General features: G+C 68.9%; 15 protein-coding genes. 9 read left to right on the top strand and 6 right to left on the bottom strand.

Features of this window, described 5'->3' with window-relative positions:
• Positions 1-46: 46 nt before the first annotated feature.
• From AU192_RS22340 to AU192_RS22320, 6 genes are all read left to right on the top strand, one after another.
• Positions 47-331, top strand: a complete 285-nt coding sequence (locus AU192_RS22340) for a DUF2516 family protein (RefSeq protein ID WP_064399711.1) — start codon at positions 47-49, stop codon at positions 329-331.
• A complete protein-coding gene (locus AU192_RS22335) occupies positions 331-759 on the top strand; it encodes a DUF2599 domain-containing protein (protein WP_064399710.1) in 429 nt (142 codons plus the stop codon). The genes AU192_RS22340 and AU192_RS22335 overlap by 1 nt, the downstream gene beginning before the upstream one ends.
• Positions 759-1,451 (top strand): deoxyribose-phosphate aldolase, encoded by a 693-nt coding sequence (gene deoC / locus AU192_RS22330; protein ID WP_064399709.1) that lies wholly within the window; start codon positions 759-761, stop codon positions 1,449-1,451. Before AU192_RS22335 ends, deoC begins: the two co-directional genes overlap by 1 nt.
• A gap of 99 nt (positions 1,452-1,550) precedes the next feature.
• Entirely contained in the window at positions 1,551-1,847 is a 297-nt protein-coding gene (locus AU192_RS25275) for a hypothetical protein (RefSeq protein WP_423202725.1), read from the top strand.
• The gene (locus AU192_RS22325; protein WP_242656998.1) at positions 1,789-3,426 is read left to right on the top strand and encodes a S53 family peptidase; all 1,638 of its coding nucleotides are present in this window, start codon (positions 1,789-1,791) and stop codon (positions 3,424-3,426) included. Before AU192_RS25275 ends, AU192_RS22325 begins: the two co-directional genes overlap by 59 nt.
• Before the next feature lie 65 nt (positions 3,427-3,491).
• Positions 3,492-4,943 (top strand): zinc ribbon domain-containing protein, encoded by a 1,452-nt coding sequence (locus AU192_RS22320; RefSeq protein ID WP_242656997.1) that lies wholly within the window; start codon positions 3,492-3,494, stop codon positions 4,941-4,943.
• Between the two features lie 3 nt (positions 4,944-4,946).
• Here AU192_RS22320 and AU192_RS22315 read toward each other — a convergent pair whose 3' ends face one another.
• The 4 genes from AU192_RS22315 to AU192_RS22300 all read right to left on the bottom strand — a co-directional run bounded on the left by AU192_RS22315 (position 4,947) and on the right by AU192_RS22300 (position 8,074).
• Positions 4,947-5,861, bottom strand: coding sequence for an LmeA family phospholipid-binding protein (locus AU192_RS22315; RefSeq protein WP_064399707.1), 915 nt, complete (start codon positions 5,859-5,861; stop codon positions 4,947-4,949).
• Complete coding sequence (locus AU192_RS22310; protein ID WP_064399706.1) at positions 5,858-6,673, bottom strand: carbon-nitrogen hydrolase family protein; 816 nt, start codon at positions 6,671-6,673, stop codon at positions 5,858-5,860. Before AU192_RS22310 ends, AU192_RS22315 begins: the two co-directional genes overlap by 4 nt.
• Positions 6,674-6,713: 40 nt before the next feature.
• Positions 6,714-7,496, bottom strand: coding sequence for a hypothetical protein (locus tag AU192_RS22305; RefSeq protein ID WP_064399705.1), 783 nt, complete (start codon positions 7,494-7,496; stop codon positions 6,714-6,716).
• Positions 7,497-7,567: 71 nt separating this feature from the next.
• Entirely contained in the window at positions 7,568-8,074 is a 507-nt protein-coding gene (locus AU192_RS22300) for a DUF2505 domain-containing protein (RefSeq protein ID WP_064399704.1), read from the bottom strand.
• A gap of 26 nt (positions 8,075-8,100) precedes the next feature.
• On the opposite strand from AU192_RS22300, the gene AU192_RS22295 reads away from it, so the two are divergent.
• Positions 8,101-9,156, top strand: coding sequence for a UDP-N-acetylmuramate dehydrogenase (locus tag AU192_RS22295; protein ID WP_064399703.1), 1,056 nt, complete (start codon positions 8,101-8,103; stop codon positions 9,154-9,156).
• Positions 9,157-9,171: 15 nt separating this feature from the next.
• The gene (locus AU192_RS22290) at positions 9,172-10,464 is read left to right on the top strand and encodes a L,D-transpeptidase (protein ID WP_064399702.1); all 1,293 of its coding nucleotides are present in this window, start codon (positions 9,172-9,174) and stop codon (positions 10,462-10,464) included.
• A gap of 36 nt (positions 10,465-10,500) precedes the next feature.
• Here the strand turns inward: AU192_RS22290 and AU192_RS22285 are convergent, their stop codons facing one another.
• Both AU192_RS22285 and AU192_RS22280 read right to left on the bottom strand, forming a co-directional pair.
• Positions 10,501-10,749: a hypothetical protein gene (locus AU192_RS22285; RefSeq protein WP_064399701.1), complete on the bottom strand. Its 249-nt coding sequence runs from the start codon at positions 10,747-10,749 to the stop codon at positions 10,501-10,503.
• Positions 10,750-10,838: 89 nt separating this feature from the next.
• On the bottom strand, positions 10,839-11,597 hold the full coding sequence (locus tag AU192_RS22280; protein WP_064399700.1) for an SDR family oxidoreductase: 759 nt from the start codon (positions 11,595-11,597) through the stop codon (positions 10,839-10,841).
• A 186-nt stretch (positions 11,598-11,783) separates the two neighbouring features.
• Here AU192_RS22280 and AU192_RS22275 point away from each other — a divergent pair, with 186 nt between their 5' ends.
• Positions 11,784-13,133 (top strand): ROK family transcriptional regulator, encoded by a 1,350-nt coding sequence (locus AU192_RS22275; protein WP_082695107.1) that lies wholly within the window; start codon positions 11,784-11,786, stop codon positions 13,131-13,133.
• Positions 13,134-13,168: the final 35 nt, after the last annotated feature.

Here is a 13,168-nt window from a genome sequence, read left to right as displayed (position 1 = left end):
AGGCCCAAAGTCGACCGAGGGGACGTCACCCGCTTAGTCTTGAAGCGTGCAGCTCCAAGGCTTGGTGGGTTACGTCCTCTTCTTTTTGCAGATCGCCGTGCTGGTGACGACGGTGTATGCATTCGTCCATGCGGCGATGCAACGGCCGGACGCCTACCCGGCCGCCGACAAACTGACCAAGCCGGTGTGGTTGGTCATCCTCGGGGTCGCGGGGCTGCTCGCGCTGGTCCTGGGTTCCGTGCTGGGCCCCGCCATCGCAGCCGTCGCGGCCGGTGTCTACCTGGTCGACGTGCGGCCCAAGCTGCTCGAGGTCCAGGGGAAGTCCCGGTAGTGCGGCCAACCATCGCGGTCGTCGTCATGGCGGCCGGCCTCACCGTGCCTGCGCTGGCGGCCCCCGTGGCATCGGCGAATCCACCTGCCAAGCCGACGGTGCCTGCCCCGCCGTTCGTCGATCACGTCGAATGGGCCAAGTGGGGCGATTTGTCGAGCCTGCGCGTGTACCCGACCGCGGCAGGCAGGCAGGCGTCCGGGCTGGCCACTCCGGCCCAGGGCGAGATGGCCTGGGCCGAGGTGCTGGCGCTCGCGCCCGATGCGGACATCCCGGGCATGAGGCCCCAATTTGTCTGTCACTGGGAATTCGCCGAGTACTACCAACCCCGCAAGACCAGTTGGAATCTCGAGCCGTGGCGCCCCGAGGTCCCCTACGAGCAGATGGTGGAGACCGGCTGCAACCCCGGCGGTACCGAAGAGCCGTTCTGATGGCCCGCACCTACCTGCGCGACGAGGTCGCCGGACTGGTCGATCACACACTGCTCAAACCCGAAGCCACCGAGGACGACGTCGCCGCGGCCGCTGAGGAGGCTGCGGCCCTCGGCGCTTACGCCGTATGCGTGTCGCCGTCGATGGTTTCGGTCGCCAGACGGTCCGGTTCGCCGTCGCAGTTGGTGTGTGCGGTCGTCGGATTCCCTTCGGGCAAACATCTTTCGGCGGTCAAAGCCAGTGAGGCACGGCTCGCGGTGGAAGACGGCGCCGGCGAGATCGACATGGTGATCGACGTGGGAGCCGCGTTGCACGGCGACTTCGCGGCGGTGCGCGCCGACATCGAGGCCGTGCGTAGCGAGATCGGTGCGCGCGCGACGCTGAAAGTGATCGTCGAGTCCGCCGCGTTGCTCCTGCTCGCCGACGAGCAGACCCTGCTGTCCGCCTGCCGGGCCGCGGCGGACGCGGGGGCCGATTTCGTCAAGACCTCCACGGGATTTCATCCCGCAGGCGGGGCGTCGCTACGTGCCGTGGAGCTGATGGCGACGGTGGGTCCGCAGGTCAAAGCCAGTGGCGGTATCCGGACCGCCGATGACGCGATCGCGATGCTGAACGCAGGCGCCACCCGGTTGGGGCTGTCGGGGACCAGGGCGGTGCTCGAGGGCTTTCCGAAACTTGACCGCCGCCAGTAATTTACATTGGTCACCGATATTTGCCGTATAGTGACGTCCGCCCCCGACGGCTGGAACCATCGCACTCTGCGCACGGGAAACCGTGGATAGGACCTGATCATGATGACTCTAAGCGGTTTGCTTCGCCGAGCGCTGGCCGGAGCGGGGGTTACCGCGGTGCTGGCGACGGGCGCGTTCACCGCCGGCTGCGCCTCACAAGAGGAAGAGGCACCGGAGACGTCGACCACCACGACGACGACCACAACCACCACTACGGCGCCGCCTCCGCCGGCCACGCCGACGGAGAAGGCGCCGCGCGTCGATCCCAATCAGCCGAACCCGTTCTCGCCCACCGTTCATGCGCCACCGGCTCCCGGTCCGACGCCCGGCCGACACCGCGGTCCTCACGGCCAGTAGGCGCGGGGTCCACCGGCCCTGCGCCCTCCTCACCGCCGCGCTGCTGATCGCAGCGTCGGGTGCGTGTGCACCACGCACCCCGGCGGTGATCACCGGTCCCTATGCGGCACTGTTGGCGAGCTCGACCGACCTGGGCCCGTCACGTTCGGCGGACGCGCAAGTCACCGTAACGCTCGGCGGACCGCAACGTCCGGCCGCCTTGATGGGCTGGGCGAGCGACCGCGACCTCTGGGTGCGCTGGCGGCCCGGCGACAGTTGGGCGATCGTCGAGGGCGCTGCCGGGGATCTCGCGCGGGCATTCGCGATTCCGGTGCGCGACTACCGGTCTGCCAAAGGGGAGGAGTTCTACGCCTCGCCCGAACAGCCGGCGATACCGCCGCAGGTACGCGGCGACGTCACCGCGGTCGGGCGGGTGATGAGCTACACCCCGTACCGCATGAAGCGGCCCGACTTCGTTCCCCTTGACGTACCCAAGGGCGGGCTGACGCCCGACGGACTGTTGTCGGCGTACAACGCGACGCCGTTGGCGGACGCCGGCTTCACCGGCGAGGGCGCGACGATCGTCATCTTCGCGTTCGACAGCGTCGAGCAAGACGACCTCGACCTGTTCGCCGACAGCTCCGGGCTACCCCGGTTCACACCCGAGATCGTCGGCGGCAAACCGTCCGAGGTGCACGGTGAGACGGCGATGGATCTGCAAGTGGCACACGCGATTGCACCCGATGCACGACTTGTCGTGGTCAACGCCAGGCCGACGGTGGAGGGCGACGGCACGTACGAAAAGCTGGGGAGGCTGTTCGAACAGGTCGACCGCGACTACCCCGGAGCGGTGTGGAGCCTGTCGATCGGATGGGGATGCGAGGCGTTCGTCACCGCGGCGGATCTGGCTCCGGTCGAGGCGGCGTTGACGGCCGCCCAGCGGCGCGGCACCACGGCGTTCGACGCCAGCGGGGACACCGCGGGCCTGGAGTGCAAAGGCGGAGACCGATGGTCGGCTCCGCCGGGCCCCGACGACGTCGGTGTCGACGCGGTCGCCTCGCTTCCCACGATGACGTCGGTCGGAGGCACCACGTTGTCGACCGGTACGCGCGGGCAGTGGCTGGCCGAACACGCGTGGGTGGATTCCCCGCTGTCGCAGGGCAGTAGCGGCGGGGTGGCAAAGCTGTTCGCCCGTCCGGCGTGGCAGGACAAACTGGATGTCGAGCGTGACACCGAACGCCGCCGCCTGCTCCCCGACGTCTCCGCGGTCGCCGATCCGTTCACCGGTGTGCGGTTCATCTTCGGCCAGCGCGAGGTGGTCGGCGGCGGTACGTCGCAATCGGCGCCGATCTGGGCGGCACTCACCGTGCTGATGAACCAGTACCTGCTGGCCAACGGTGGACGGCAGGTCGGAAACGTCAATCCGGTGCTGTACCAGGTAGCCTCCGGGTCGCGTCTGCCCGGCTTCCGGGATGTGACCAAGGGCGGCAACGCCGTCGATCTGGCGTCACCGGGGTACGACCTGGTTACGGGCCTCGGCACCCCGAACACCGAGAACCTCGCCCGCAACATTCTCGACCTGCAGAAGACGTCGCGTTGACCGAAGCGTCACCACGCCGCCGCCGTCGGTGGCGAGATCCCTTGACGAGCACCCTGTTTCCGCATGTGGCTGCTTCGTCAAGGACGACGTTCGGGCTGGCGCTGGCAGCGCTGGCGGTGATGCTGGTCGGGTTCGCGGTGCTGCGTTGGCAGGCGCCGCTGATCGCGATCGGAGCGCTCGGTGTGGCGCTGGTGTTCGTCGTCTATCTGCGTCAGGCAGGTCACGACGTACCGGCACGGCAGTTGGTGCTGACCGCTGCGCTGGCTGCGGCACTCGGCGCCGCGTGGGCATTGGCAACCGGCAGCATCGTGGCCGAGTCTCACGACGTCGCACTCAGCGGCGGTGAGCTGGATCGCGAGAAACTGTTGGTAGGCACCGCGATACCGGTTGGCGGTGCGCTCGTGATGCTCATCCCGCCGGCAGTGCTGCGGTTGCGCCGCGGGGCGACCCGAATGCCGCTCGACGGCTACGCGGTCGGCGCGTTGAGCGCCGTGGTGTTCACGTCGGCAGCGACTTTGGTCAGACTGGCCCCGCAGTTCGCGACCGGCGTCAGGGCTGAAGACCTGTGGGTCAGCGCGCTTCTGGCGCAGGCCGGTATCCAGGGGTTGACCCTGCCGCTGACCGCGCTCACGCTCGGCGGACTCGTCGGCATCGCGCTGTGGGAGCGCCGTCGGAAGATGACCGTCGCGAGTGTGGTTGTGGCACTGGTGCTCTACACGGTCATGGGTGTCACCGAATACACCCCGGTCCCGCACATCGTGCACTTGATCGTGCATCTCGTGATCGCCGCTGTCGCACTGGCTGCGCTGCGCAGTGGACAGCGGGCCCTGGCTCCGGAGCGACCGGTGCGGAGCCTCGAGGAAGGCATGGGCCGCGCGCGGGTGCTTGTGACGCTGGGTGCGGGCGCCGCCATCGCGGTGACGGCCGGTGTGGTGGCGGCCGTAATCACCACCCCCGACATCCCGAAGATCGTGTGCCCCCCGGATTGTGGACGCCCACCGATCGGCGAGCTCATCGAATCCAACCCGCGGTTCTACGCCGCCGACGGGTCGTTCTCCGTCCAATACCCGGGGCCCGGCAGCGCGTACGAGGCCACCCTCCTTCCCGATGGAGTCGAGCTCCACTTCACCGGCGGCGACACCGGCATGCTCGAGCTGTTCGGTCTGCCCGCCGAGAACCGGACCGCCAAGCAGGTCGCCCAGGGCCTGATCGACGAGTACTACCCCGACGCCACAACGGAATACGAAATCCCCAACGCGATGGTCGGCTACGAACCCGGCTACGGCGTCGTCGCCGACGACTATCCGCAGGACGCCAGCGGCAGCTTCACCCGGCTCCGGCTGATCGTGATGGTTGCGGTCAAAAACGATGTCGCGCTGGTGGCCTCGGCCATCGGCCCCTACCGCGAATTCACTCCCGACTTCGGCACCGGGCATCCATCGGGTGCGAACCTGCAGCTGGCGATAGATATGGGCAAGTACGTCAACAGTTTCCGCTGGACCGGTGTCACCGACTGAGGGTCACAGCTCGGCGAAGCACGGATCCTGCTGACCCTTCGGGATGTCGGCGTTGCGGGTCGAGAACCGGCTCACCACACCGTCATCGGTGACCTCCACCGAATCGGCTTTGATGTTCATCGGGTAGTTCTTCGTCAGCTCGGAGGTGAACGCGTCCAACGCCGGCTGCACGGCTTCGCGCGGCAGCGTGAAGCCCAGCCCGGTCAGCTCGATCACCTGCAGCGAGATTCCGCCGTCGGCGACCGTCGGCCGCGCCCTGATCGAGCCGAGCGCACCTTCCAACTCGATCGTGTCGTCGGACGGGTTGGTCGTGACCCCGCTGACGAATGCGCCGATGAGTGGGATCGAATCGGAGATGGTCTGCCGGATGCCCTCCGATGACCAGTTGATATCCGCGACGAGCGAGCCGACCGTGCCGCCCGAGGTGGCCGTGTCCTCGAGGCGGACGTCCTCGATGGTCAACTCGACCTTCATACCCTTGGCGTCGCGGATCTGATTGCCGGCGGTCTCGATGTGGATGTTCGTGTAGTGGCCGGACATGTGCTGGATCAGGAACGGCGGCATGACGCCGAACGATGCGCTGGCCTCGTCTTCGACGACGCATGACGTGACGCCCGCGACGACATCGTTCGCGCGGTTGCGTGCGTACAGTTCTCCGGCCAGCACGCCCGCCAGCACCAGAGCCACCACGATGACGACCACCAGCACGATCGACAGGGGATCGCGCAACAGGCTCCTGAGTTTCGACTCGGAGCGCGGCGGCTCGCCCTGGCCAGGTTCATTCGGTCCCTGGGGTCCCGGCGGCGGCCCCTGTGGCGGAGGCCCCTGCGGCGGCGGGGGTGCCTGGTCCTGCTGGGGTGGGGGGACCTGGCCCTGCGGCGGCGACGGCTGGTTCGGGCGGGCCCACGGGTCAGTCACGAGCGCGATTCTGCCTTACCGCGACGAGCGAAGTCCGCGCGGTTGCGCAGAACCGCGACCGTCTCGCGTACCTTGCGGCCGTCCTCCAGGTCGATGTCGGTCACCAGCAACTGCGGGTCGTCACCGGCGCTGACCAGCACGTCACCGGTCGGGGACGCCACCAGGCTGCCTCCCACGCCGGTCGGGCCGAGCGCGGCGATGTCGGGTTCGGGACAGCCCTGGTCGACGGCGGCGACGAAGCCGGTCGTGTCGATCGCCCGAGCCCTCGCCAGCAACGTCCACTGGTCGAGCTTGCCCGGTCCGCTGCCCCACGATGCGTGCACGGTGATCAGCTGTGCACCACGTTCGGCCAGCTCGACGTAGAGCTCGGGGAACCGGACGTCGTAGCACAGCGTCAACCCGACACCCACGCTGTCGACCTCGATCAGGACCGGCTCCTGGCCGGGCGCGACCGTCTTGGACTCCTTGAACCCGAACGCGTCGTAGAGGTGGATCTTCTCGTAGTGCGCGTCGATGCCGTCGCCGGCGGCGATCAGCGTGTTGAGAACGCGCCCGTCACCGGAAGGCACGAACATTCCCGCCACGACGACGATGCCCATCCGCTCGGCGATGGCCCGCACGGCCGAGGCCCACGGCCCGTCGAGCGGTTCCGCGACCGGGGCGAGCGGCACCCCGAACCGGCACATCGTCGCCTCAGGAAACAGCACCATCCGCGCGCCAGCGTCTGCGGCGCGGCGGGTGTAGTCCTCCACGACCGCGAGGTTCGCCGACGGGTCGGTGCCGCTGAGGATCTGCGCGAGGGCAATCCGCATACGGCCCAGCCTACGGCGTCAGCGGTTACGGCCCCCGGCTTCAGAAAGGCGCGACGGTCGACCAGGGCACGGTGAGCACCCCGTCGCGCATCCGGCGTCGCGCGGATGCCACAGGAAAACCGTTGTCGCGCAATAACTCCAGCATCGCACGCCACCGGACCCGCGGACCGAATACGCCGTGGCCCGCGACGCTGGCCCACGCGCGATCGGCAGCGGTCAGCAGCGTGTGCACGGGCTGACCGTCGACGTTGTGGTGAATCAGCGCCTTCGGAAGCCGCTCGGCCAGGTCAGATGGCCGTTCGATCGCGAACGGGTCGCATGCCAGCGTCAGGCTCAGCGGCCCGTCGGCGTCCAGCAGAATCCAGCAGGCTCGCCTGCCGATCTCATCGCAGGTGCCGTCGACGATGAGACCACCGGACGCCAGCCGCCGCTGCATCGTCGACCAGGCCTGGTGAACCGCTTCGACGGGATACTGCCGCAACACGTTGAACGCCCGCACCAGGACCGGCCGCATCCCCGCCAATTCAAAACCGCCGAGGCCGAACTGCACCGCGGGGACCCCCGCCGCCTGTGCCGCCTGCACGCGGTCAGGATCGATCTCCAGGCCCACGACGCGAATATCGTTGCGCACCACCCGCAGCCGGGCGGCGAGCTCCAGCGTCGTCACCGGCAGTGCGCCGTAACCGAGATCGATGACCAGCGGATCCTCGGCAGCGGCCAGGGCGGCGCGGACCCGCGGCGCGTGCACGAGCCAGCGGTCACTGCGGCGCAACCGGTTGTGGCCGGTGGTGCCCCGGGTCAGCTGACCGATGGGCCCGCTCATGACCCGAGTGTATGGCCCGGTGGCGGTTCTGCGTCACCGCCCTCGGCGGTACCACCACTTGACGCTGCGCCTCAAGCGTTTTCGGCGATCCACAGGGTGGTGAAGTGCTGCTCGGCGATCAGCAGGTCGACGAGCTGGCCGCCGATGAAGTTCTCAATCTTGCCACCCACCAACGGGACTCGCACCTCTACCTCGACGGTGAATCGCAGCCGCGAACCGCCGCCCACCGGCGCCAGCATCGCCGTGCCCGTCAGGTTCGCAGGCGCGCCGGGGATCGACCCCTTGACCGTCGCGGTGGCCTGCCCGTCGAGCACCGGGCTCCACGCCTCCTCGCGCACGAAGCTCAGGTCCCCGCGGTGGAACTGGGTCACCACACCGGGCAGCCGGTCGGCGCGCAACGTCTGCGTCGTGACGACGTCGATGCCGCCCTGGTCGTCGACGACCATCGAGTCCAGCGAGTACATGTCGGCGCCCGAATCGGTCAGCCGCGCGAGCCAGTACCGCTCGTCGCCGAACGCCCGGTGGACCTGCTCGACGGTTCCCCCGTACTCGGCGGCCATGTCGAATGAGCGCGGCATAGCTGGTCAGGCTACCGTTACCGCCCGTGGTCGGTTCGCAGCTAGGGGGTGCCTCCGTCGAGGAGCGGGTGCCGCTTGCGCCGCTGACCACGCTGCGGGTCGGACCCGTCGCGCGACGGCTGATCACGTGCGACACCACGCAGAAGGTCATCGACGTGGTCCGCGCGCTCGGTCCCGGCGACGACGCGCTCGTTCTGGCGGGTGGCTCGAACGTCGTGCTGTCCGACGAGCTGACCGACCTGTCGGTGATCCATCTCGCCAACACCGAGATCACCGTCGACGGTGATGTGCTGCGCGCCGAGGCCGGTGCGGTGTGGGACGACGTCGTGGTCACCTCGCTGGCACACGGGCTCGGTGGCCTGGAGTGCCTGTCGGGGATACCGGGGTCGGCCGGGGCCACACCGGTACAGAACGTCGGCGCGTACGGCACCGAGGTGGCCGACGTCATCCGACGAGCGCGCCTGCTGGACCGTCGCACCGGAGAAGACCGCTGGGTCCAAACCGAGGCACTGCGGTTCGGCTACCGCACCAGCGTCCTCAAATACGCGCACGACGCGATCGTGCTCGAGGTGGAGTTCGCGCTGGACCCGGCCGGGCGCAGCGCACCGCTGCGCTACCGCGAACTGGCCACCGCGCTGGGCGCCGAACAGGGCACACGCGCCGATCCGCTCGAGGTCCGCGAGGCGGTGCTGGCACTGCGGGCGAGCAAGGGCATGGTGCTCGACGCCGACGATCACGACACCTGGAGCGTGGGCTCGTTCTTCACCAACCCCGTCATCACGACCGCGGAGTTCGAGCGGCTCCGCGCCTCGGTCGACGGACCGGTGCCCAACTATCCGGCCCCCGACGGAGTCAAACTGGCCGCGGGGTGGCTGGTCGAGCGGGCCGGCTTCGGCAAAGGCCATCCGGGCGAAGGCGCCGCCGCCCGGCTGTCGACCAAGCATGCGCTGGCGCTGACCAACCGCGGCGGCGCCACCACCGCCGACGTGATCGCGCTGGCCAGGACGGTACGTGACGGCGTCCGAACGAAATTCGGGATCGAGCTCACAGCCGAGCCTGTCCTGATCGGGTGCTCGCTGTAGGTACGCTCGATTCACGTGAGTAGAGCAGAACCCCTACCGCCGGGGTTCAACCGGCGGCGCGCCCTGGCCGCACTGGCGGTCGGCGTCGTCGCGCCGGGCGTGCTGGCCGCGTGCGGCTCCAAGGACGACGGGTCTTCGGCGTCGCAGGACGGTGAAGCGTCCGGAGCCCCCTCGCTGGACTTCACGCCGGCAAACGCCGCGACCGACGTCTCGCCGACCGCGCCCGTCGGTGTCCAGGTCGCCGACGGTTGGTTTCAGCGGGTCTCGTTGACCAACCCCGACGGGAAGGTCGTCGCCGGTGCGCTCAACCGCGACCGCACCGAGTTCACGATCACCGAACCGCTCGGCTACGGCGTGCAGTACACGTGGAAGGGCTCGGTTGTCGGCCGAGACGGCAAGGCGGCGCCCGTCGAGGGCTCGTTCTCCACGATCAACCCCAGCACTCAGGTGAGTGGGCGCTTCCAACTCGGCGACGGTCAGGTCGTCGGGGTGGCGGCGCCGGTCATCCTCCAGTTCGACGGACCGATCAGCGACAAGGCCGCCGTCGAGAAAGCGCTCACGGTCACCACCGATCCGCAGGTGGAAGGCAGCTGGGCGTGGCTGCCCGACGAGGTCGGCGGGTCGCGCGTGCACTACCGCACCCGCGAGTACTACCCGGCGGGCACCAAGGTGAACGTCGACGCGAAGCTCTACGGCGTGCCGTTCGGCGACGGCGCCTACGGCGCGCAGGACATCTCGCTGCACTTCGAGATCGGCCGTCGTCAGGTGGTCAGGGCCGACGCACCGTCGCACCGCATCCAGGTTCTCGACGGGGCTGGCGCGGTGGTCATGGACTTTCCCTGCAGTTACGGCGAAGGCGATCTGGACCGCAACGTCACCCGCAGCGGCATCCACGTCGTCACCGAGAAGTACAGAGACTTCTACATGACCAACCCGGCCGCGGGCTACGCCAACGTGCACATGCGGCATGCGGTACGGATCTCCAACAACGGCGAGTTCATCCACGCCAACCCGGCCAGCCTGGGTTCTCAGGGCAGCAGCAACGTCACCAACGGCTGCATCAACTTGTCACCGGCCGATGCCGAGCAGTACTTCAACAGCGCGATTTACGGCGATCCCGTCGAGGTCACCGGCACGCGCATCCAGTTGTCCTACGCCGACGGCGACATCTGGGATTGGGCCGTGCCGTGGGAGGAGTGGAAGTCGATGTCGGCGCTGTCGGACGCGAACGCTCCGGACATGCCGAGCACCGCGCCCGCGACGCCGTCGGGCGCACCCGAGCCGGTGAGCGGCCGTCCGGGCGGGTGACGTTCACAGTGTCAGCACGCCCGGCGGCTGACCCGCCTACTGAGCGTCGGTGCTGAACAGATACCAGCCGCCGTCGCCCGGGGCGCAGAACCAATACGGGTAGGCCCGGTCGAAGTTCGGATCGTTCCAGACGATGGGGGCGTCCGACTGGCATTCGGCCTCGGTGGGCCAGAACCACGGCTGCCCGTTCGCGTCGGTCTCCAGGTAATCAACGGCATGGGCCGTTCCCGCTGCGCCCATCAAGCCCGCGAACGCCAGTCCAGCGGCCGCGATTGCCTTCTTCATGTCATCCCACCCTGTCCAGTTGAATTGATTTCGAGTGGAAGATAACGTCCCGCGGCTTAATGATCTACGCGAACGTAAAAAGCAGATCTTCAGAGCTTCCGGTTGAACCGCGATCCGCTGGACCCGCTGACCTGATCGCGCGGCCGGACCACGATCAGGTCGAGATCGACGTGCGATGGCCTGCTGGCGACGAAGCTGATGATCTCGGCGATGTCTTCGGCCACCAGTGGAGTGACGCCCTCATACACCTTGGCCGCGCGGTCCTCGTCGCCCTCGAACCGGTTCAGCGAGAAGTCCGTCTTCACCATGCCGGGCGCAACTTCGGTGAGCCGCACCGGTTTTCCGAGCAACTCGCTGCGCAGCGTGCGGTGCAGCACGCCCTGCGCGTGCTTGGCAGAGGTGTAGCCGCCGCCGTTGTCGTAGATCTCCACCGCCGCGATCGAGGTGACCGTGACGATCAGCCCGTCGCCCGACGCGATCAGCTTCGGCAGCAGCGCGCGGCTCACCAGCAGCGTGCCGAGCACATTGACTTCCCACATCCAGCGCCAGTGCTCGACGTCGGCCTCGGCAACCGGATCCAGCCCGAGGGCCCCGCCGGCGTTGTTGACCAGCACATCCACCCGGTCCACCGCCGCCGCCAACGCCGACACGGACTCCTCAGATGTGACGTCCGCCACAATCGCGGTGCCGCCGATCTCTTCGGCCAGGGCCTTGAGTGGCGCCTCGCGCCGGGCCACGCACACCACGTGAAAGCCAAGGGCTGCAAGGGTTCTCGCGGTCGCTTCACCGATTCCCGCGCTTGCGCCGGTGACCACCGCGACACGACCGTCGGCCTGGAAAGTCGTCATCTGCCCAACCTTAGTTGGCGTGCTAAGTTCACCTCGTGTTGTCCAGTCAGGCCTGTATGCGGCGTGCGTGTTGCTGTTGCACGCCTCGCCGCGCCTGACTGTTTGAAGACGACATCTCTGTCCTTCTGAATCGCCGGGTGTGGCCCGAACACCGCCGCCGGCCGAATTCTCCCCAAGGACAAGCAGATGAGCACTCCCGTCGCCACCACCCTCTCCGCCAAGCGCCCCGTGCGCAGCGCGCAGCATCCCAAGCAGACGCTGACGTTCGTCACCGGCCGGCACCGCCAGGCCCGCACGCGGATCGTCGCGCCGTCACTGAAGGTCGCCGACGCGGCCGCCGCCTCGGTGTTCAGTGCGGCCCGCCAGCGCGGACCCATCGCCCGTGACGCGATCGCGCGGGTCACCGGGCTGAGCATCGCGACCGTCAACCGCCAGGTCACCGCGCTGCTGGAGGCCGGTGTGCTGAGGGAGCGCGCCGACCTCGCGGTCTCCGGCGCGATCGGCAGGCCCCGAGTGCCTGTCGAGGTGAACCACGAGCCCTACCTCACGCTCGGCGTCCACATCGGCGCGAAGACCACCAGCATCGTCGCCACCGACCTGTTCGGGCGCACCCTCGACGTGGTGGAGACGCCGACCCCGCGGGGTCCGCAGGGCGCGGCGCTGACGTCGCTGGCAGGCAGCGCCCGCCGATACCTGAGCCGCTGGCACCGCCGGCGCCCGTTGTGGGTCGGTGTGGCGGCCGGCGGTGTCGTCGACAGCGCGACCGGCTACCTGGACCACCCGCGACTCGGATGGTCGGACGCGCCGGTCGGTCCGGTGCTCGCCGAGGCGATCGGACTGCCGGTGTCAGTGGCCTCGCATGTCGACGCGATGGCGGGCGCCGAACTCCTGCTGGGGGCACGCAGGCAACCGTCGACCACGTGGCCAGAAACGCTCCTCGCCCCCGCGGGCACGAGCCTGTACGTCTATGCCCGCGAGACCGTCGGCTACGCGCTGTCCATCGGCGGGCGCGTGCACTCCCCGGCCAGCGGTCCCGGTACCATCGCCGCACTGCCCGCGAGCTCCGAATTGCTCGGCGGCACCGGCCAATTGGAGTCGACCGTCAGCGACGAGGCCGTATTGATCGCCGCCCGCAAGGCGCGCGTCATTCCGCTCGAGGGGCCGGGCTCGACGATGCAGGCGCTGCTCAAGACCGCGCGTCAGGGCAGCCGGCCGGCGCAGGACCTGCTGGTCGAGCGTGCCCGGGTGCTGGGTGAGGCCGTCGCCCTGCTGCGCGACATGCTCAACCCCGACGATCTCGTCGTCGGCGGTCAGGCGTTCACCGAGTACCCCGAGGGCATGGCCACGGTCGAGGCCGCCTTCGCACAGCGATCCGTGATGCCCGCTCGCGAGATCCGGCTCACCGTGTTCGGCAACCGGGTGCAGGAAGCCGGCGCGGGCGTCGTGTCGCTGGGCGGGCTGTACGCCGACCCGATCGGCGCGATGCGGCGCGCGCAATCGCGCCGACCCGAAGCCAGGCCCGAGGTCCCTGCGTGACGGGGCGCCTCGGGCCGACGGTGTAGACATGTCTG

Source organism: Mycobacterium lehmannii (assembly GCF_001499925.1).
Lineage (GTDB): Bacteria > Actinomycetota > Actinomycetes > Mycobacteriales > Mycobacteriaceae > Mycobacterium > Mycobacterium lehmannii.
This window is presented reverse-complemented; position numbering and strand designations above follow the sequence as displayed.